This is a genomic window from Paenibacillus sp. FSL F4-0100 (assembly GCF_037993005.1).
In the GTDB taxonomy this organism is placed as follows: domain Bacteria; phylum Bacillota; class Bacilli; order Paenibacillales; family Paenibacillaceae; genus Paenibacillus_AQ.
Genome location: NZ_CP150303.1, coordinates 3,459,335 through 3,480,319, shown reverse-complemented (window position 1 = coordinate 3,480,319; position 20,985 = coordinate 3,459,335). Strand labels below are relative to the sequence as shown.

The following is a 20,985-nucleotide window of genomic DNA, read 5'->3' as shown; positions in this document are numbered from 1 at the left end:
GTGGATATAAATACGTGGATTTTGCCGTCTTCCATCCCTATGTGTTTTATGCGACACGGTATCCCTTTTCCAAAGGTCAAAGCAATAACAACCGGCACTGCTATTCGTCATCACTCTATCTAATTACCGAGGGTAAAGGCATCATTCGCACCAAAGGCCGCACATATCATACCGACCCGGGTTGCCTTGTATATATACCGGCTGGGCAGCCGCATGATTGGATAGCGGACAGCCAGGATCCCATGGTACATGTCTGCTGTTATTTCGACTGGTCCTATGTGGACCGCCGGGCTTTGGCCGATTATCCCAGCGTGATCTGTTATGACATTGCCGAGCTGATTCCTTCCTATGTAGGCCCTTCTTTTCCCTATCCCATACCCGAGCTCATGAGAGTTGAGAAGATCAACGTATGGAGCGACCTGTTTGAAAAATTCTACACCGGGAACCAGTTCGAGAATGAGCATACCTATATGCGCAGCGTAAGGAGACAAAGCCATTTCCTGCAATTCATCGAGTATTTTCTTGCATTCGCATTGCAGAATGAGACAATTCCTGATCATAGAATGAACAAATTACTGGAGCGACTGGATCAGGATATCCTGCACGGCAAGCTGCGTCCATTGGAGTCGTATTACGAGGAACTTCGGATCAGCAGAGGTTATTTTTTTGAATTGTTCAGGAGATCGACGGGCTTGCCGCCGACCCAATACATTAACCACTTCCGCATCAATCGGGCCAAGGAGGATCTGCGCAATACGAACATCAGCATCACGGAGATCGCCGAGAAGCACGGCTTCTCTTCTATCCATTATTTTTCGAAGCTGTTCCGGCAACTTAACGGCTTATCGCCGCTAGATTATAGGAAAGATCGAGTGGATGTCGATTGACTAGCTGAGGTTCACCCTAATCCGATCGAATATACCCTCTATTCGTATAATCCTATCAAAAAGCTTATAATGTACGACAACAAGGGATCGCACTTGCTCTAACATTCTAGAGGGACCAACCCAAAGGAGAGATTTGGAATCGATATGCGTTTTTTCTCATACCTTAGCTCCTTTATAAGCGCTTGGCGGGATTACCCGGCTGAAGAAAATACGGTGCTGGGGAATCGTTATACCATTCAACAGATGATCGGGGAAGGAAGTTACGGCATCCTGTACCAATGCTTGGATCAACAAAGCGGATGTGTGGTGGCGGTCAAACAGTCAAGACCAAGCAAAGGCGATTATGCCAGACAATTGCTGAATCGAGAGGCAGCAGTATTAAGATCTCTTCAGCATCCACAAATTCCGGCATATCGGGATTTCTTCTCGAACAACCGCAATTGTTATCTGGTCATGTCTTATATAAACGGTGATACGCTTGAAGATTTGATATTTGAACAAGATATGAAATACGAAGAAGACGAATGCATCGAAATCACGCTGCAGCTTCTGAAGCTAGTCCGATACATACACGAGCAAGGCTATGTTCATCTTGATCTGCGGATTCCTAACGTCCTGTTTAAGGATGGCAGGATCAATCTTATTGATTTTGGACTAGCGAGAAGGATCGGTGAACCCCCTCCGCTCCATGTACCTGCACGAAAAAAGTTCAAGCGGAACAGCTCGGCGTCCTCTGTAAAATACAAGGATTCGAAGGAAAGCGAGGATCTTCGGGACATCGGTCACTTTATGTTGTTCATGCTCTATTCCACCTACGAGCCGGATAACAACCGGAGCGCAGTCGTGGAGCGAAGCTGGCAGGAAGAACTGCATCTCTCGATTGAATTGCAGAATATGATCAAACGCTTGCTGCAATTGAGTGAACCTTACTTAAGTTCCTTGGAGTTCATGAACGAACTGCAATCGCTCGCTAATGCAAGAAACCACCCCTCGGATAAGGATAAGAAGGGCAGCCTTTAATTTGATTATGGAGTTTCATTTATGTTACGATCCGATTAAATTATATGGAATGATTACGAACAAGAAAGGAGGATGTTTTGCATGTTAAGAAAGATCATGAACAAGCTTCTCCACTCTACATCCCATAGTCATAGCCGCAAGCGTCACAGCAGTTCCGCAAAGAATTATGGAAGAAAATACAGCAGCAGCCACGGCTATTCGCGTCGTAAAGGTTCCTCATCCGATTTAAGACATAGACATGGTAACCAAGGTCATGGTTATTATAAGAACAGAAGAGGCAGCTCGAGCTAATCATTAACATAATCATGGTGCACTTCATCCCTCAAATTGTTTGAGGGATTTCTTTATGGCTTACTTTAGTTGGGGGTCACGCTGCCCAGCATCTCATCTGATTGTGAAATTAACCCCGTAATAGGACAATGCTAATTTACTTGCCACTCTCCGGGAAGCGTTATTCTCCCATAACGTGCTGTACAACGGCAGAGCGCCCATCTTACGCACCTCGATGGCCCATCCTGCAACAACGGCAGCCGCATAACCTCTTCCGCGAAATTCCTCTAACGTCTCAAGCCCGGCTTCGTGTGCTCCTTCCGTAATCCGAACGCTGCGGCAAACCGACACCAGCCTGTTCTCATGAACGAGCGCAACACAAGGCTGGCCATAATCGATTTCCGTGAACAGCCATTCAAAGCCGGTGAGCGAATATTCGTTCATATTTTCTCGAGTGATCCATACCGTCTGTTTGGCCGGCGTTGTTTTGTCAGGTATCCGATAACAGGGTCCGCTCGTATAGTGCTCAGTATGAAGGAGATTCATATAAGCCGCAAAATGTTTAGGCTTCGTCTGAACTTCCTCGTTTACGATCGGCTCATCTTCAACCAGCGCCTTCAATTGCCCGGCAATTCTTTCGGGAACGTCATGGCGAAACCTGCAGATCGCGGAGCCGTCTATCGTTCGGCCCAGGAAAAACCTGGGGGCAGGCTCCGCTCCCGGCCAAGGCTCGTTGATGGTGCGAATTCGCATATCCCGATCATGCGTAAACATCGCCTGAACATGCAATTCCATCAGCGCCGTAGCGGTTGGCTCTTTATCTATCCAATGGTTCATGTTTATATCCCTCCCTTAAGAAATGAATCTACGATGTTGGCTTGCATATATCCATCGTATCAAATAAATCAAAGAACAGGTTGGGTATGAATCGCTATAATCAAAAAGACCCTGCCCCCTATCCAGGAGGCAAGGTCAAGCACATGATCTATGTTTATTGGGTAATCCTCATAACTTCCTTCCTAGCGAGTTCCGCTGCAATCGAGGTATCAACGCATAGGCAAACGTAAAGAGTGGGCTTAACCACAAGAAAGTTGCATACGGCGCATATTCAATGACCGGGATTCCAAGCGTAGCAGCGAAGAAGGCGCCGCTTACCCCCCATGGAATCAGTGGGTTAACAAGCGTACCACAATCCTCCAATGTACGGGACAACGTCTTCGCCGGAATTTCTCGGCGGACATATTCCTCCTTGAACATTTGACCAGGCAATAGGATCGATAAATATTGTTCGCCCGTCATGCCATTTACCGCAATGGAGGATGCCCCTGTCATCAGGACAATGCTGCTCTTCCGCTTCAGCGGCTGCATGACTTTGTGGAAGAAGGCTTCAATGACGCCGCAATGCTGAAGCAGCCCTCCCAAGGATAACGCAATCAATATCAGCGAAACGGACCCCATCATCGATTGCAATCCGCCGCGGTTGACAATGGAAGCCACGGTTTCGTTGGCTATCGTGCTCTTGTAGCCGCTCTGCATGACGCTGAACCAAACATCGACTGCCGACTGCTGCTGAACGAAGGCCGTTACGATGAGTCCGGTAACAATGCCGACAATGAGTGTAGGGAGGATCGGAATCCGCTTGATGGAACAGGCAATGACCGCAAGCGGCGATAGCAACGTTAGCCAATGAATATGGAATCCGTCATTCAGAGCAGCCTTGATTTGATTTATCGAGGTTAAATCCAGGGTATTCGCCGTTGGTGCAAGCAGGAAAAAGACCGTTGTCACGATTAGTGCCGGCACCGTGGTGTAGATCATATTGCCAATGTGGGTGAACAAGGATATGCCGGCAACCGCCGGAGCAAAGTTCGTTGTGTCGGACAGCGGCGACATTTTATCCCCGAAACAAGCCCCACAGATCACCGCTCCTGCTGCCAAGGCCGGAGAAATCCCGGTCGTTACAGCAATCCCCATAAAAGCCACGCCAACCGTACTGACTGTCGTGAAGGAGCTTCCGGTAAACATCGACACCACGATCGTCACGTATAAAGCGCTCACGGCAAAATAATGCGGTTCAATATAATCCATTCCATAGTATAAAATGGTCGGGACGGTACCGCTCATCATCCATACTGCAATGAGAATGCCGATGAGCGAAAGGATGAGAATCGGCATAATCGCCGTTTGAATGCCTTGAATGATCGCGGATTCGAGCTGCTTCCAAGAAAACCCGAACAACCGCAGCAAGGCAGCGATACCCACGGTCGTTGCCAGGAGCGGAATATGCGGCTCTGCCTTAAGAAGAAAAATGGAGACAAATAGTACTGCCAGTATAACCGCTATAAGAATGATGCTTTTTGAGAAACTGAGATGTCGTTCCATGGTGCTAAGACTCCTTATACATGGTCGTGACGGAAGCTCCTTCCCGTCCGCTTGTTTTATATCGATGAGCTTTTTCGCTTTTATGCTTTTCGGCTTCTTTGCATTGAAGCGCGAATTACACTATATACGATAAATACGAACTTCGTCAATGTACGAACCATGAACAATGCATAAAAAAAAGGCGACTGCATCAAGCAGTCGCCTTTGTCTTAAACGAGTATGGTTATTATTTCGCTTGAATATAACCTTCGGCTTTCAGCAGTTCGGCGATTAGAACAGCTCCGCCTGCCGCACCGCGCAGCGTATTATGTGAGAGTCCTACGAATTTGTAATCGTAGAGGGAATCCTCGCGCAGTCTGCCTACCGATACGCCCATGCCGCGCTCGATATCACGGTCCAGCTTCGTCTGCGGCCGATTCTCTTCTTCGAAATACGTAATGAACTGCTTAGGCGCACTTGGGAGATTCAGCTCTTGCGGTCTTCCCTTAAACTGCCGCCAGCGGTCCAGGATTTCATCCATCGAAGGTTTGTTCTCGAACGATGCAAACACGGTGGCTAAGTGGCCATCGGTTACGGGAACGCGAATGCACTGCGTCGTAATCAATGGCGATTGGGCTTTCACGATCTCACCGTTCACAACGCTGCCCCAAATGCGCAGCGGCTCCTGCTCGCTCTTCTCTTCCTCCCCGCCGATATACGGTATCACATTGTCCAGCATATCCGGCCAATCGGTGAAGTTCTTACCGGCACCGGAAATCGCCTGATAGGTGGAGGCAACAACTTGGGTGGGTTTGTAGTCAAGCAGAGCGTGAAGCGCCGGTACATAACTCTGAATGGAGCAATTCGGCTTCACCGCGATGAACCCGGTTGTCGTTCCCAGACGTTTGCGCTGTGCGGCAATCACGTCTATATGACTCGGATTAATTTCCGGGATGACCATCGGAACGTCAGGCGTCCAGCGATGAGCGGAATTATTGGAAATGACGGGCGTACCCGTTTTGGCATAAGCTTCTTCCAATGCCTGTATCTCATTCTTCTTCATATCAACCGCGCAAAAAACAAAATCAACCTCAGCTGCTACCTGTTCCACTTGCGAAGCATCCTGCACGATAATGCCTTTCACCTGCTCGGGGATTGGCGTCGCAAGCTTCCAGCGGCCCTGAACGGATTCTTCATACGTTTTGCCGGCTGAATTTCTGCTGGCTGAAATGGAAGTGACTTCAAACCATGGATGCCCATCCAGCAATTGCATAAAACGTTGACCCACCATACCCGTTCCACCAACAATACCGACTTTAAGTTTTTCTGACATTCGTTACTCATATCCTTTCAATCGTGGCGTCATGTTCCCCATACATCGACTCTGATCAACCGTACGGACAAAAGCATGCAGTAAATGAGCTTCTTCTAGATAACTATTCAATCCGGCGCGATTCGTGTAGGCTTCCTACCTTCAACCTTCATCTTTCTTGTGATATAAAAAAATCCCACCCCCAAGACCATAAGTCTTAGGGACGAGATTGTTATACTCGCGGTACCACCCCAAATTTGCCAATATGTCACCATATTCGCCTCATCGAGTACGGCATTGAACGGTAATGCAGATACTCTAGCTCTGTAACAGGAGCTCCTGGCACACCATCCTCCTCTATATGAGGGTTCCGTGTGCTGCTCTGAGTCTTTTTTCAATAAAGAACGCTTTGCCCCTTTTCAGCTGCCGGAGCTCTCTGTACAAGAATTCGTTTATTTACTCGTCTCTTCATCGCATTTGTTATGATTATTATATATAAAACCATTTCGGTGGTAAACCTTATTTATAAAATTTTCGGAAAACTCGGCTGTTTTCAGGAGCTGTTACTCCAATCGATACCTGTTGGAACCAATTTATGGCTGAAGTCGCAGTGCTTCAAGTTCCATTTCCCGGTGTATCGTCATTTCCATTCTCGTTCTTAATAATATGTATTGATTCAACAACGGGTGATCGCAGCCCAAAACATGTTGGATCCGACCAGTCATGGAATCATCTTTATACTCGTTGCTCCATTGGAACAACTGCGTGTAGAGATCGGAGAACAGCTCCTTATTCGTCGCAATAAAACGGAGGGGATGAAGATGATCACTCAGCTTCGCTTCCATCAAATCATGCAGCACCTACAGCCTGTGAACGATCAACGACTCTGCCTCTAACGTCTCACCCTTATGTAAATCCAGCGGCATCCTATCCTTCATGTCCGAAATAAGCTGACTGAACATTACTTCGGACATTTGCATAGACATGTAATCCCACCAGTGGCTTCCCGTTCTTCTCCTTAAGTTTCTACCCATCAAAAACAAACATGCGCAATTTCCTCAGCCAATTTCTGATCTCCGCATCTCATAATCACTGTATATGATGACGGCATCTTTCCTATAAATACGGCACTTATCGATCGGTTTCGTGCATAATGCTTCAAGCTAAACGGCTATCGTTCCATCCGGACTTTCATTGCTCCTACATATTCTCCCCGCGGACGATAACTCCCCTATCCTTAGCCCGGAGTGCTGAAAATAATCTTCCTACCCCAAACCACAGAATCTCAACTAATGCGATGGCACCAACCACGTCCAGCAGGACATGCTGTTTCACGAATAGCGTGGAAACAATGATCGACCAAGCAATGATATGCACGACAATCCGATCTTTATTTGTAAAGCCTGCACTAGCTGCTGCCCCTTTTATCATCAAGTAACTGGTCAGGACATGGATGCTTGGGAAACAGTTGTAGGGATTGTCGGTACTATACACCAGGTTTACCAACCAATCAAGAACCCCTGTGCCCATAAGAGGCGGTCGCTCTACCGTCGTCTGGAACAAGAAAAAGATAATGTAACATGCAATTAGTCCAATACACTGGGTCAACAGTGTTCGATAATACACATTGCGATCTCTGGCACAGAACAAAAACAGCATGATAATGATAAAAGGGTACCATACCAGATAAGGTATAATGAATATCGGTACAAACGGAATCACGGTGTCAAGATCCGTCACTAGGCTTTTTACTGGCGTATGTGCATGGTTTAAGACACCATAAAAAATGTTGAGCACAGGAATGGCCAGGATCCATAGCAGCGGGAGATATGACTTCCATTTTAAGTTCATTGGCTTCCTCCCTTCTTCGACTCTTCAGTCTCTTTAAATATATGAAACAACAACGCAATTGCGCCACCTGTTTTTGACATTAACCAACGATTTCAGCCGTAATATCATATGGTTTGAATGTTAATCCGGATAACTACCATGGTCTCTCATCTTCACTTGCGTTTAGCTTAAGATCATCCCCTCATTTTGCACGACGAATTTGCCGGTAACTTCACAATATACCATGTCGTGAAGCAAGGCTCAAGTCAATACCCCATCTTCATGTCAGTAAAAATCAACCATACAGACAAATCGAGCAAGTCCATTGCTGGACTGCTCGATTGGATAAGTTACTGCGTATAACCGATTTTCCCATTAATAATCGGCATATTTCCCTAACTCAATCGTTCCCCGCTGACCCGCTTCTCCCGTCGCCTTGGCCCGGCCGAGCATAAAACATTCGATGCTTCCGTTAAGCTCACACAAACAAGCAGCCCCTCACGGAGCTGCTTGTCCAAGTTTAGTTAATTTTGGTGAACGTCCACTTTTGCGCATCCGTCCCATTGTCCGTCCACTGCTGGACAACAGCCCCATCTGCTGTGGAGGCACTGGCTACATCGACTGCCAGTCCACTCACCTTGGAGACAAGTTTGTAATACCCTCCGCCAACATCAACGATCTTCCATCGCTGCGCATTCGATCCATTATCATCCCATTGCTGCAGCTGAACGCCAGTGGATGTGGATGAACTCGGCACGTCGAGAACTTTTCCGCTGTGTACGGCTGTGAGCTTGTAGTACCCGTCTCCGGTGCTTTCTACTCTGAATCTTTGATTATTGGCGACGTAGTTAGTCCATTGCTGTATCTTGGCTCCACTTGCCGTGGAGACATCCACAACATCCATCACTTTGCCGCTCGCCTTGGAAGCGATCGTGTAAATTCCATCACTGATCACGTTGGATGCACCCGTGTCCTGATAGACGCGTACATAATCCACCAGCATCTGCGATGGGAACGGTGTGGAATTGTTCGGACTTCCAGGCCAATTTCCGCCGACCGCCAGATTCAATAATATAAAGAACGGGCGCTGGAATTCCTCAGTATTACCGGTTCCATTCTCAATATAGAACTCGTTGAACTGCTGGCCGTCCACGAACCAACGGATATATTTAGAGTCCCATTCTATGCTGTAGACATGGAATTGGGAGAAATCCAAATTGCCGGACACTCGTCCAAAATCGGCATGCCCACCTGCATCCCAGTGTACGGTACCATTCACGTAAGGGTTATTGTTTACCCGTTCCATAATGTCAATTTCTCCGCTTTTCGGCCAGCCAACCGAACTGATATTGCTTCCGAGCATCCAAAACGCCGGCCACAAGCCTTGACCCGATGGCAGCTTGATCCGAGCCTCCACTTTCCCGTAAGTAAAGCTCTTCAAGTCTTGGGTTTTGATCCGGGCAGAAGTGTAATTCATCCCGCCATAAGATTCCTTCTGCGCTGTAATGACAAGGTTACCGCCAGTAACCTGCACATTCTGTGCCCGGTCGGTATAATACTGCAGCTCATTGTTTCCCCATCCGCCGCTGCCGGTACCGATTTCCGGTGTCCAATTGGCTCTATTGAGCGAGGTTCCGTTGAACTCGTCACTCCATACCAAATTCCAGTTCGGTGCGGCATTGGTTTTGTTGACAGGCAATAGAACGACCAGAAGACTGAACAGTATAACTACACATATTCCTTTTCTTAGCATCATGTTCCCTCCTAATTATCATCGGATTATGGCTTCATGGATACCAGTGCAACTCATAGCTGTTCTTCAAGCGAACCGTCTACTGAAGCTTCGAATCACCTCTCTTTCTGTTCACCATTGTTTGCCATACAACCAATCTATGATGGTAGATTCACTTGTTGTTCGAGGATATAACACTTGAAATAATACGCTTACATTTCCATTATAAGACCATTATATACCACTATCAACCTCAATTTATATTTTTTTACAATATATGCATCTCTATCCTATCAGAAAAAGCCGACTGCAAGCGCCGGCTTATAGTTTCCCTCGATCACATTTGTTATTCCCACCAATCGTTCCGCTCTATTGACGTAGAATATCGCTCATCGGTTTGTAGTTTTTGTTGACAGTCAACCGTAATGATGAGTTCACCCTTATGTTCCCCATTATCGTCTGACGGAACAACAATAACCTGAACTCTTGCAGGGAGATTCAGGTTATTAGAGACAACATGATATCGTCAATACTTATTCACGACATATCATGAGTTTGTTGCCATCGGGATCCTTCACGACGAACCAATGATTATGCTCAATTTCCGTCACGAGTTCCACTCCGAGCTTTTTCATGTAGGTTAATGATCCTTCCAGGTCCTCTGTCAGCAGCATGAACGCAGGAGTATCGATAGACGGCGCTCCCCCCGGCTGATCTCCTCCCCACTTCGGCATGGTATCCAGGATCACGCCCGTTCCTTCCATGGGCAAAGGGCATAGATGACCATTCATCACCTGGCAATCATCTTCCGCTATTCCGAGTACACGGCAGTACCAGCTGCGCGACCTTTCGATATCCCGAACCGGAATGAAAATGCTGCCTACTTTGTTCTTAATCGGGCTTGCCTGTGCATGGTTGTGACCATCCTGCATTTGTTCGTTCATTGTTTTGCCTCCATGGATCATTTTTAACACGCGGGGTGTCGTAAACGGACGATACCCTTCCGGCTGCACTTTTTCGATAGGCAATCGGCTCATCAACTCCCTCCACTCTTAAGCCTATGACATGATTTGAACAGGAACATAACACTTCACTTTGAAAATCCCGTGGTCCGCCTCTTCCTTAGGTAAGTAACTCGCAAACCAAGAGCGCGCTGGATCTGGCCTATACTCGGTTGACATAGCGAGCCATCGATCCACTCTTTCAAGTAAACCTGTCATTGTGCCATAAGCACCTGACTCCAGACAGGCATACATTCCGCCTTCCAGCTCAACTTGTAGATCGACTTCTTCATGGGAAGCAAGAAACTCCTCAGGAGGGGCTATATAAACCTCGTACAAAGAGCTTTCGTCCAGCAGTCCACCGTCACAGTGCATGAATACACGAATTCGCGAATCTTCAATTAATCCATTACGAAATAACCAGGAAATGGAATCTTCATCCGCTTGTTTGACGCAGTCTACACCCGTTCTTCGAAAACGCATCACCTTAAGCGAAGACAACTCCACGATTTCAATACGCTTCACCAGCTTACTTCGTTCCACCGGAAGATATAGCTTCATCCGAACGATTTGATCCCGGTTCAGCGCATATTCTTCAATGAATTCATGCTTTCCTTGCTCAAACACACTGCGGGGCAGCCATTCGGAGAACAAACGGTTCCAGGTGTTCTGAATACAGTCTTCCGCCACCGATGGAGATCTAGCTACTGCATAAAGGCCGCCGTCCAGCGTTATGGAATATAGCTCCGGATGCTTCATCATCTCGGTGTGGTCCATCAGGTCTACAGCGAGCAGCTGATAACCGAATGGCTTGGTTTCACCTTCCATATCCACGTTCCAACCGAAGAGCCTCAAGCCGTTAATGTCGACACGGTATGAAGACAATAATTCGCGAAAATGATCAATCGCCACGGTTTCTATGCCACTCTCAAACTCGGAAACAAACAGATAGCCGATCCCTTGCTGAGGATTCAGACGGATAACCCTTACCTCTGGAAATCGTTCTGATAAGTCCCGCTCTTCCATATAGCTTACATATTCATTCAGATTCATCCGTTCGAAACTGTAAACCAACTGAGATCTCCGGTATTGTCCTGGAGTCAGTCCCGTGAGCCTCTTGAAGGTTTTAATGAATGCCTGGTAGGACTCAAATCCGCAGCGGTATCCGATATCGATTGTCGGCAAGTCGGTATCCCGCAAGCAGATGGCGGCTTCGTTGATTCTGCGTTTACGTATGTACTCCTTGATGGGGTGTCCCGTCAGGCTATGAAACAATCGGTATAAATTGGGCAATGACATGGCCGCCACGCCGGCAATTTCCTCGAGTGATAGCGATTCCGTTAGATGATCTTCGATATAATCAATGGCGCGTTGAACGATTTCACCGCTCTGCATTTCAAGTTCTTTTGCCCCCTATCTGTATGGATTGGCTATGAGGTCATCATACCAAATTCCTTGGAGCAAGAACTGTACTTTTTTATCAAAAAAATGAGATGAATGATTTGTTTAAAACAGAAATGCAATCTTATTCGTAAATTTGGTTACTGGATAAGAAATGTAACAGTCTTTCATCAAAATGACGAGCATGTTGTCCAATCCAGATCAAATGTCCCCACGAGTCCAGCACGTTAGCTTCTGCATGTGGAATACAAGATTGAGCTTGCTCAACATGAGTTAAGGGGACAACACTATCATTTTTACTATGCTGGATCAGCGTCGGTGCACGAATACTCCTTAATTCGTTCGTATAATCGGTTTGTGACTGTTCCAAATCAATGAGGAATCCTGAATAGGAACGTTGTCTGTTATTCATTTTTCGAAATTCCTCCAATGATTTCTCATCAAGTCTTTCGCGGATTTCACTAAAACGGAGCTTGGAAAAGGATGGCAGCATTAATTTGAATGTAGTTCGTGGCAGTATATTGTTTATTAATGCAATCATGTTCCACGTTTTTTTCTCAACGCTGGGTTTAAAAATACGATGTCCGAGTTTATATTCTTTGTCTTGGGGTTTGAGCCAGGGTTTAGTGACGGCACTCTGAAGTGTCAAACTTGCAACACGGTCAGGAAACATAGCCGCAAAGCAAATACCGGTTGGTCCACCCGCCGATACTGCTATAATATGTACTTTTTTTACCTTCAGATGATCTAACAATGCTTGATAGATTCCGCACATTTTTTTCAAGTCCTGTTCCGGTGAAGTCTTACCGTAGCCTGCTCTTGATGGAGTAATGACCGAATATCCGGAGGACAACAATGTCTGGTACCCGAATTCTTCAATGCAGCTTGAGTGTCCACCATGAAATACTAGTATATTCATACCCTTACCTACAACAGTATATTCCAAAGTTATTTCCCCAACACTCAGACGTTTCACTTTACGATCCAGAAGAATCACAACCTCTCGTATAAACCATACTTACCTGAGATTATAGTCCATTTATCGAATTATCCTCAATCGGTTTGCGCTTCCCTGTTTCGTCGATTCTCCATGGAAAAAAGACTTTCCGGTTGGAAAGCCTTTTTTCTTCTCCACTTCACCTACTTGTGAAGAAAGCTTGTGAGTAATGGCAGCAACAATTCCGGATCCGGCATATGGTCTTGGCCCTCTAGTATCGTGTTTTTGGTGTTTGGAATAGCTCGGCTTAATTGGTTTCCAACCTCCAGCATGGATGCGGGACTTTGCTCGCCAACAATGATACGGATCGGTGTAGTCAGACGGGTCGCTCTTTCAAGTGGCGGCAGGTCACTGGCTAAAAGCGTATCATAGGCAAGCGTAGGCGCGAGTGCAGTCATGATGGCCCATTGAGGCGAATGCTGCATTCCTACAATCACTTCCTTCGGGATACCGATTCCCTCCAAAAATAGACTTATGGCTTCGTCATACTTCCCCCCTTCAAGCAGCTGGTTTAACCCATGAATCAATCCTTTGAATTCCAACTGATCTGCCTCATCGTGTGCATAAGCCGGGTCATACAGGACTGCCTTGTTTACTTTGTCACCAAGCCGCATGGCGGATTCAAGGGCAAGGATCGCTCCGGAGGAGTGCCCGTACAGGTATGCGGAGCCACCCGCTGCCTCAATGATAGCTTCAATATCTTCGATTTCTCGCTCCATCGAATACGGCAAGGTGTTGCCACTGTCACCGCGCCCTCTTCGGTCATAGTTGTAAACGGTGAATGCTTGGGCGAATACTTGGGCATCGTGCAATACAGGCTCGAAGGAACGAAAGCATGTAGCCCCTGTGATAAATACAAGTGCAGGTCCACTGCCATAGACATCGTAAGCTAGACTAGTGCCGTCTTTTGATATGGTCGTTTTCATAAATTACGCTCCAATCCTTCCCAAGTAAGGTTAGATTGATTATATCTTTAGGGAAAACGCCGTATTTCTTCTGGATTGCTGTTTTTGCACAAAACCATCCTTGTAACACGCATGGGCCTACACGAATGTCGGAACCAAAAAAAGTGCTGGCATTCACGCCAACACTTCCTCACGGGATATTTTCTCAACATTGAACAATATAATAGAAGAACTTTAACGCTCTCGATTTACCATGTAATTTAATAAATGCTTGAGAAACGCCGTATTGCGCGGCATCTCCTGCAGCGCCTCCATGGCCAGGCAATAATGCTCCCACATTTCCCGACTGGCGCCTTCCTGACCCAAGATGCTCACAAAGGTTGATGTGTTGTTCTCCGCATCCTGTCCTCCGGGTTTCCCGAGCTGCTCCAAATTCCCCTGCACATCAAGCAAATCATCCTGGATTTGAAAGGCTATGCCCGCATGGTAAGCAAATTTCTTCAGTGTCGCAATTTCGGTCTCCTTCACCTGAGCAAGGATGGCAGGCATAACGAGAGATGCCTCAAACGCGATACCCGTCTTGTAATAACAGACCGTATTCAACTCCTCCAAGGACAATGCCTTCCCTTTTGAATTCAAATCCATCGCCTGGCCCGAACACATATCTCCAGCCCGCTGGGACGAATATTGAATCAGCTTCAGCACCGTTTTGGGATCAAACCCTTCAAGGGACGATTGTTCTTCGATGGCCTTCTGAATCAGGAACAAACCGGTGATTTCCGCCGTGGCGCTATCATGAACCCGATGCAAGGTCGGTCGCCCTCTACGGGTAGAGGCGTTATCCTGGGTCGGCAAATCATCGAATATCAGGGAAGCAGTATGCATGTATTCAAGCGACCTTAGCAGAGGCACGATGGCGGAAGCTCGCAGTCCGTATTCGTTCACGGCCATGACCCAAGTCAAGGTAGGTCTTAGACGTTTGCCGTCCCCTTCAAGCGTATAATTGGCGGCATCAATCAACGACTCTTTCATTGGAGGAATGCCAGGGAGTTTCGCAATTTGCAAGCTGTTGTTGATCTCATTCCGAACGGTTTTAAAGGTATCGATAAAAAGATCCTTTTCCTTCCGCTCGTTTCGGAGCACCGTAACCATCTGGTCCCGCAGCAATTTATCGAAGAAATCCACCTGATCGGCTTTTAGAACCATTTGCTGGATGAGCCGATTAAATTCCGGGTTCCCAGATGCAAAAATATCCATGATTTCATGATATTTCTCAGCCCCGACTCGTTCTTTACAACGCTTCAGGCCATTGATGGCCCGATCCAGCATTACCTCTCGCGTCTTGGCGTCCGAGTGATACACGTTATGAATCAGGTGAGAGATAACCGCCCAATACATTTCAAAAGGATTGATAAGATCCGTACGCTGACCGCGATATTTTAAATAATAAGTGTACGGTGTTACCGCTCCGTCTTCCATATCCTGAAACATATCGGCAAAATCATCGGCCAGTTGGTTGTAGATACCGTAAAAGAATGTCCGGTCCTCAAAACCTTCATCCGCCGACGCGCTGATGACGGAACGGACGATCAATCGGGAGGACGATGATTTCAGAATGATCGGCAGATATAATTCCTCGTTGCTGTAATTGGGATTGGCGAGATCCTTAATACGGTCAATATGCTGGGAATAAAAAAACACGTTAGACTGCTCAAAAAAAGTCTGCTGCGTTTCCGGGCATTGGTGTCCCTGAATATACTCAAATGCATCTCGAAGCTCCTTATGAACGAAATGAACGAGATCCATGTTTTTCCCGCTCCACTGACCCATCTCCGGAACCGTTCCAGTGAGAAGCGCCTGTCGTATCATTCGGGAGTATTGTTCCTTCTCCTGATCGTTCAAGATCCCTGAATCGAGCAGATCGTCTATAAAAGGATAGGTCAACCCGTAGGAATAACCCAATCGGATGGCATCATCAAGACGGGCCGAGCGCTCCGCAGGCGATGTCTCCACACTCATATCTTCTATGACGTGCATAACTACACCGACGATAATTTTGATCAATTTGCGTTGGGCTTGGTCCGCATCCATCTCCTCCGGAATATGGGTCGCCACATGCTTCAGTTTGTTGATGACCCAAATGACGGCATCTTCGATACCTTCCTTCTGGGCCCACCGGTACAGTCCGGCCAAACTCATATAATCCGGCGTGTCTCCTCCATTCGAGCCGGTGGAGCGAAGCAAAAGTTTTTTGGTATCGTGAGCAACGCGCCCTATTCTGGCCTTCGTGTCAGGCGAGTCCAGAGCCATACCCAGATCTCTCATATAAATATAGGAAATACTTCGATCCAAATAACTATCCAATTCACCTGTATAATGGAGCCATCCGATATATCTATGATAATCCCGGGTATCCGGTTTCTTCTTTCCCGGCGATAAAAAAGATAGCCATGAAGGACGACGAATATGCTTCCTTTTCCACAATAGAATGTCTTCTGTCAGGGTAGGCACATAACTCTTTTCCTTAACCTGAACATAAAGTGATGCAAAATACTGAGCTGCCTTCTGTTCAGCCCGCCGATATCCCGTATCGGCATAATCTGTATACGCCACATTCATAAGATGGAATCCCTCAACTTCTTTAAGTGTTTAACATGTTCCCATGTTTATAACCTATATACGTAGAAGTTTCAATCGGGTTACATTTCAGTTTCAGCGTTGAAACAAATCGATGCCCTGGATCCAGAGGTCCATAGCTTCCGTTACTTCGATCAACTGCTCTGCTGGGGTTAAGGAAGCTTTGTTGTCTCCCTTTTGGAAACCGTAAGAACCGAATTGTCCGTGATTGCCGCCCGCAATATCCACGTATGTTGTATCATCCGGCAGATTCTTTCTTGCAGCTTCCCATTCTGTTCGATCGAGAATGCCATCCTTCGTACCGGTGATCTGAAGTGCGGACATATTTAATCCGTTTAGCTTGCCTCCATCATCCGCGTAGGAAGCCATGAAGTAAACCCCGTCAATGACATCCGGATGTTCAGAAGCATATCTCGCAGCAAAAACGCCGCCTAGAGAATGCCCGCCAATGACATAACGGCTCCCTTGATGCTCCGATATGAAGGAATCCGCCTTATTCTGTCCGAACACGGCGAGATTCAAAGGCATGGATGCAATGTACACGCGATGCCCCTTCTCCGCCATTCTCTTGGCAAAAGGCGCATAACTTTCGGGCTCCACTAATCCACCCGGATAAAAAATAATGTCAGGCTGGATCACCTCCCCGCCCACCGGCTCGAAACGATAGCCGTCCTTAAGGTGTTCGACGACGACTTCCGTATCACTTCGAAACACCGCTTTAGCTTCATCAAGCGGCTTGTAAGTAAGAGAATCCAGTATGACACTGGCTGCTATGATTACCATGGCTATTATAGACAGGGTCCATATGACGATCTTGAGCCCTCTTTTGCTCCCCGATTTATGGGTTTGCTTCATTCCCATCACGGTCCCTTCCATCTCGGTATGTCGATTATTTAATTATACCGCAGGGTTAATTCAAATCCTATCGATCCATTCCAAACAGAAGAGGCTGCCGATTGGATCTGCAGCCTCGATTACTATTGAATTAGGAACCTGATCTTACAAACCGGAACCAGCCAAAATCGAATTGGCTTCCCGGCAGGAAGATGAACGTCACCTTCTGTTTGCCGGTTACATGCTCCAGATCAAACAATTGCTCTTCGTATCCAACAGACCGCGTAAATTCAACGAGCTGGTTGCTTTCTCCTTCCGAATTGGCAAAACGGATATGAATCGTGTTCTTATCTACGACCGAACGGCCGTATACAATCAGTTTCGATGCACCTGCTTCTGAGAAATCCATCGGGTCAAACTCGAGAGAAACATTATTTCCGATACCTTCAACAACCTTGTTGTCCATAATCGTAAAGGTATCTCCATAGATCCGATCGCAATCTGCGGCAAAATTCTGCTCGAAGGCTATATCCCCCACGTGAAAATAAAACCCTTTGATGTGCACCTTCTGACGAAGGACAAAGCATATCGCCGTGATCCCGCGCAGCTTCTTGGACAACTGGTAGGTTTCTTCCTGATACACGTTCCACTTGGACTCTTTCTGATAAATACAATCGGCCAGCAAGAAGCTGTCCTCCTCACCGGGCATCCCTTCCCAGATTTGCAGCGAGTACGCTTCGCTTGAAAGCGCAAATATCGGAATGGTGATTGTATCGGAGCCATGGGGACCGAAATCGATGTCCCGAAATCCGACTTGCGTCTCACCGTCCCTACTCGTAGCAACGCCTCTTTCGTTCCCGTTTCCCACATCACCTTGACTGTAGTCATACAGTCCTGCCGAAATGAAGGAGTATGGGTCTTTGTAGGCCGCCCCCAAACCATCGACTTGAAATTCAACTTGGGATATGAGCTTGGTCTTATCCGTTCCGTTCCGACTCGTACACCTCAAACGAAACTCACCGTCGCCAAGAGCAGTCACGATGGCTTCATGACCAGCGGCTTCCACACTGGCGATATTGGAGTCAATGCCGGCATCGTTCACGACAGCCCATTCAACCTCTTGATAAGAGGTTTCCGGCGGATGTAACATGGCACGCACCACCACTTGCCGATTGGACGGATGAAATGTTTGACCTCCTTCGCTGATCAGTTCAATCTTGCGAAGCGGAAGCTCAAGCAAACTCCCCGTCAGGCACGGCCCATCTTCGTTACTCATGCTTGCTGATATGCCCGTTGTCACTTCTTCCTGTGCGGGAATGGATGTCAAATGTAGGCATCGGCTCTCTAAACCAATCGAAGACACTTCGATCTGAATTTGGCCAGCCTCCAATGTGGATCCGATGATCGCCATTAGCTTGCCGCTGAACAGCCTTCTGCTTCGGCCTTTGTACGGATCATAATCCGTGCTGTCCCCATTATCGAGTCCAAGCAATCGTCCGACACCCGTGACATGGACCTCCACCCGGTTATTCGCGTTCTCGACAGCATGGCCGTTCTCATCTTCCATCGCGATTTCGACGAAGATGAGGTCTGCTCCATCGGCTGTTAATTCTTCCTTATCCGGGCGCAAAACAATGCCCTTGGCATCGCCAAAAGAGGTTCGTATATCCGTAGCCACGATACGTCCTGCTTCGTCATAAGCGATCGCTTTCAATTCGCCTTTCACATAAGGAATCTTCCACCAGCCCACAAGCTGTCTTCCGTGTGCATGGTCAATATCATGTTTACCGATGGTTTCCCCATTAAGCTGCAACTCGACCCTTGGCGCATTGGAACAGATGCGAACATCGATCATTTGACCGTCGTTGAAATCCCAGTATGGCAGCAGATGCACCATGGGCTTTGTATTATGATCCGTCCAGGACGCTTGATAGATATAATAGGAATCCTTCTTGAAGGTTGCCGTATCCATCTGACCAAAATAAGAGTTTTTGGTATGATACGGCGTAGGTTCTCCAATATAATCGAATCCGGTCCATATAAACTGTCCCAGCGAGAAAGGCGTATCCCGCTCAGCCAGAATGCACGCCTCCGTCGATTTCGCTCCCCAACTGGTCGAGCTGTTTCCGAGGGAGGAACACTGCTCGTCATCATCGGCCAGAATGGACTTCTCAAACGGGAAATGATAAATGCCTCTGCTTTGTACGACCGACGCAGTCTCGCTGCCATAGATGATCCAATCCGGATGTTCCTGATGATGCTTCTCGTAATATTTCTCAGCATAGTTATAACCTGCCACCTTTACGATGTCTGCACAATGCTGAGCGTTCTCCCAAGGCATATAATTCGATCCGATGGTAACGCTTGCATTTTGCTTGGGATCGTATCGCTGGACCTCTGTCATCAGCATCCTTGTTATATCCTGACCCCTCTCATCCGCATGGGTATCATATATTTCATTCCCGATACTCCACATGATAAGGGCCGGATGGTTCCGATCCCGTTTGACCCAGCTCTTCACGTCATGCTGAACCCAATCCGAGAAAAACCTTGCATAATCATATGGGGTTTTCGGACGTTCCCACATATCAAAGGCTTCCGATACGATCAGCAGCCCCATTTCATCCGCAAGATCCATCCATTCCTTAGCAGGCATATTGTGTGCGGTGCGGATCGCATTAGCTCCCATGTCTTTCAGAATAGCAAACCTTCTGGCTAAGGCCGTTTTGTTAAACGCTGCTCCCAGAGCTCCGAGATCATGATGCTCGCATACGCCATTCAATTTCAGTTTGCTGCCGTTCAGGAGAAAACCCTGATTCGGATCAATCTGAATATGGCGAAATCCCACGTTGTGCGATACCGATTCTACAATTTCATCGTGCCAGTCTGCTGGGAGATCTGTTCCAGTCACCCTCATCTCGGTAACCAACTGATACAAATGAGGTTCATCCGGGCTCCATAGCCTTGGAAGCTCTACAGCTAAAGTTTGCGTATTCGTTATATTGCCTGCGCTGCTAGCATTGACTCGATCTGACACCTCTGCGATCCTCTGACCATCCTTCATGATGATGTGGTTGATAACCACATCATCAACGATATTCACTTCCGTGTCGACTTCGACCAACCATCCATTTTCCTGACATACTGTTGATATATAAATGCCGTCTGTTGTGATATGGTTCGCTTCCCTTATCTTTAACCATACATTACGATAGATGCCCGCGCCCGAATACCATCGGCTGTTCGGACTTTGGTGTACAACCTTCACAACGATAACATTCTCCCCTTCGATCAGGAAATCCGTTATTTCGTGTTCAAAGGAGGAATATCCATATTTCCATTCGCCCACGTAATGACCATTGACATAAACCGAAGAATCCATATAAACACCGTCAAAACACAGCAGAACCTGAGCGCCTTCGTAATTCCACGACCATTGCTTCCGGTACCAGCCCATGCTGTTTTCATATAAATTCTCCGTGTTATAAATAAGCCAATCATGGGGAATATCCACGGGTTGGAATATAAGATTTGCCGAATCCGTAAGGTCAAGACTGCTTTTTGCAAATGTCCATCCATCATTAAACAATGTTTTTTTGTTCATGAGTGGTATCCACCTTCTTCATTTATTTAATAAATCCAATGTAAGCAGCATATTGAAGCCAGTCTATCCTACTATATCAGGATGCTTTATCATTTGGGCCCGCTCTTACAAAGGTTCTAAAGTTTTCAAAGGATATTCTTTAATCACCCTATTCTGTTCACCCATACAAAAAGGAGCCCTTTGACTGCAGCAAA

General features: G+C 47.0%; 16 protein-coding genes and 1 other annotated feature. Of the genes, 2 read left to right on the top strand and 14 right to left on the bottom strand.

Annotated features, from left to right (window positions below):
• Positions 1 to 14 precede the first annotated feature (14 nt).
• The gene (locus MHH48_RS15790) at positions 15 to 887 is read left to right on the top strand and encodes an AraC family transcriptional regulator (RefSeq protein ID WP_076323238.1); all 873 of its coding nucleotides are present in this window, start codon (positions 15 to 17) and stop codon (positions 885 to 887) included.
• 144 nt (positions 888 to 1,031) lie between these two features.
• The gene (locus tag MHH48_RS15785; protein ID WP_076323237.1) at positions 1,032 to 1,907 is read left to right on the top strand and encodes a protein kinase; all 876 of its coding nucleotides are present in this window, start codon (positions 1,032 to 1,034) and stop codon (positions 1,905 to 1,907) included.
• Between the two features lie 384 nt (positions 1,908 to 2,291).
• On the opposite strand, the gene aac(2')-IIb is transcribed toward MHH48_RS15785, so the two are convergent.
• The 14 genes from aac(2')-IIb to MHH48_RS15715 form a co-directional block, all read right to left on the bottom strand.
• Positions 2,292 to 3,014, bottom strand: a complete 723-nt coding sequence (gene aac(2')-IIb / locus MHH48_RS15780; RefSeq protein ID WP_076323235.1) for a kasugamycin N-acetyltransferase AAC(2')-IIb — start codon at positions 3,012 to 3,014, stop codon at positions 2,292 to 2,294.
• A 168-nt stretch (positions 3,015 to 3,182) separates the two neighbouring features.
• A complete protein-coding gene (nhaC, locus tag MHH48_RS15775; protein ID WP_076323234.1) occupies positions 3,183 to 4,559 on the bottom strand; it encodes a Na+/H+ antiporter NhaC in 1,377 nt (458 codons plus the stop codon).
• A gap of 226 nt (positions 4,560 to 4,785) precedes the next feature.
• A complete protein-coding gene (gene asd / locus MHH48_RS15770; protein ID WP_076323233.1) occupies positions 4,786 to 5,871 on the bottom strand; it encodes an aspartate-semialdehyde dehydrogenase in 1,086 nt (361 codons plus the stop codon).
• A 195-nt stretch (positions 5,872 to 6,066) separates the two neighbouring features.
• Positions 6,067 to 6,331: a binding site (T-box leader), on the bottom strand.
• A gap of 112 nt (positions 6,332 to 6,443) precedes the next feature.
• Positions 6,444 to 6,698 (bottom strand): hypothetical protein, encoded by a 255-nt coding sequence (locus MHH48_RS15765; protein WP_144023462.1) that lies wholly within the window; start codon positions 6,696 to 6,698, stop codon positions 6,444 to 6,446.
• A 12-nt stretch (positions 6,699 to 6,710) separates the two neighbouring features.
• On the bottom strand, positions 6,711 to 6,836 hold the full coding sequence (locus MHH48_RS15760) for a hypothetical protein (protein ID WP_256720570.1): 126 nt from the start codon (positions 6,834 to 6,836) through the stop codon (positions 6,711 to 6,713).
• A 214-nt stretch (positions 6,837 to 7,050) separates the two neighbouring features.
• Positions 7,051 to 7,701, bottom strand: a complete 651-nt coding sequence (locus tag MHH48_RS15755; protein ID WP_076323231.1) for a phosphatase PAP2 family protein — start codon at positions 7,699 to 7,701, stop codon at positions 7,051 to 7,053.
• 499 nt (positions 7,702 to 8,200) lie between these two features.
• Complete coding sequence (locus tag MHH48_RS15750) at positions 8,201 to 9,433, bottom strand: RICIN domain-containing protein (RefSeq protein ID WP_076323230.1); 1,233 nt, start codon at positions 9,431 to 9,433, stop codon at positions 8,201 to 8,203.
• 512 nt (positions 9,434 to 9,945) lie between these two features.
• Positions 9,946 to 10,449, bottom strand: a complete 504-nt coding sequence (locus MHH48_RS15745) for a VOC family protein (protein WP_244878886.1) — start codon at positions 10,447 to 10,449, stop codon at positions 9,946 to 9,948.
• A 21-nt stretch (positions 10,450 to 10,470) separates the two neighbouring features.
• The gene (locus tag MHH48_RS15740) at positions 10,471 to 11,808 is read right to left on the bottom strand and encodes an AraC family transcriptional regulator (RefSeq protein ID WP_076323229.1); all 1,338 of its coding nucleotides are present in this window, start codon (positions 11,806 to 11,808) and stop codon (positions 10,471 to 10,473) included.
• 130 nt (positions 11,809 to 11,938) lie between these two features.
• Positions 11,939 to 12,802 (bottom strand): alpha/beta hydrolase, encoded by an 864-nt coding sequence (locus tag MHH48_RS15735; protein ID WP_076323604.1) that lies wholly within the window; start codon positions 12,800 to 12,802, stop codon positions 11,939 to 11,941.
• Between the two features lie 152 nt (positions 12,803 to 12,954).
• Positions 12,955 to 13,737 (bottom strand): alpha/beta hydrolase, encoded by a 783-nt coding sequence (locus tag MHH48_RS15730; protein WP_076323228.1) that lies wholly within the window; start codon positions 13,735 to 13,737, stop codon positions 12,955 to 12,957.
• A gap of 213 nt (positions 13,738 to 13,950) precedes the next feature.
• Entirely contained in the window at positions 13,951 to 16,335 is a 2,385-nt protein-coding gene (locus MHH48_RS15725; RefSeq protein WP_076323227.1) for a polyprenyl synthetase family protein, read from the bottom strand.
• 93 nt (positions 16,336 to 16,428) lie between these two features.
• The gene (locus tag MHH48_RS15720; protein ID WP_306024464.1) at positions 16,429 to 17,214 is read right to left on the bottom strand and encodes an alpha/beta fold hydrolase; all 786 of its coding nucleotides are present in this window, start codon (positions 17,212 to 17,214) and stop codon (positions 16,429 to 16,431) included.
• Between the two features lie 124 nt (positions 17,215 to 17,338).
• Positions 17,339 to 20,791, bottom strand: coding sequence for a glycoside hydrolase family 2 (locus tag MHH48_RS15715; RefSeq protein ID WP_076323226.1), 3,453 nt, complete (start codon positions 20,789 to 20,791; stop codon positions 17,339 to 17,341).
• Positions 20,792 to 20,985: the final 194 nt, after the last annotated feature.

Excerpts from the sequence above, each read along its gene's own strand:
- MHH48_RS15755 (WP_076323231.1), bottom strand. The coding sequence starts at position 7,701 with ATGAACTTAAAATGGAAGTCATATCTCCCGCTGCTATGGATCCTGGCC.
- MHH48_RS15725 (WP_076323227.1), bottom strand. The coding sequence starts at position 16,335 with ATGAATGTGGCGTATACAGATTATGCCGATACGGGATATCGGCGGGCT.
- MHH48_RS15745 (WP_244878886.1), bottom strand. The coding sequence starts at position 10,449 with ATGAGCCGATTGCCTATCGAAAAAGTGCAGCCGGAAGGGTATCGTCCG.
- MHH48_RS15740 (WP_076323229.1), bottom strand. The coding sequence starts at position 11,808 with ATGCAGAGCGGTGAAATCGTTCAACGCGCCATTGATTATATCGAAGAT.
- nhaC (WP_076323234.1), bottom strand. The coding sequence starts at position 4,559 with ATGGAACGACATCTCAGTTTCTCAAAAAGCATCATTCTTATAGCGGTT.
- MHH48_RS15720 (WP_306024464.1), bottom strand. The coding sequence starts at position 17,214 with ATGGGAATGAAGCAAACCCATAAATCGGGGAGCAAAAGAGGGCTCAAG.
- MHH48_RS15730 (WP_076323228.1), bottom strand. The coding sequence starts at position 13,737 with ATGAAAACGACCATATCAAAAGACGGCACTAGTCTAGCTTACGATGTC.
- MHH48_RS15750 (WP_076323230.1), bottom strand. The coding sequence starts at position 9,433 with ATGCTAAGAAAAGGAATATGTGTAGTTATACTGTTCAGTCTTCTGGTC.
- MHH48_RS15760 (WP_256720570.1), bottom strand. The coding sequence starts at position 6,836 with ATGTCTATGCAAATGTCCGAAGTAATGTTCAGTCAGCTTATTTCGGAC.
- asd (WP_076323233.1), bottom strand. The coding sequence starts at position 5,871 with ATGTCAGAAAAACTTAAAGTCGGTATTGTTGGTGGAACGGGTATGGTG.
- MHH48_RS15715 (WP_076323226.1), bottom strand. The coding sequence starts at position 20,791 with ATGAACAAAAAAACATTGTTTAATGATGGATGGACATTTGCAAAAAGC.
- MHH48_RS15785 (WP_076323237.1), top strand. The coding sequence starts at position 1,032 with ATGCGTTTTTTCTCATACCTTAGCTCCTTTATAAGCGCTTGGCGGGAT.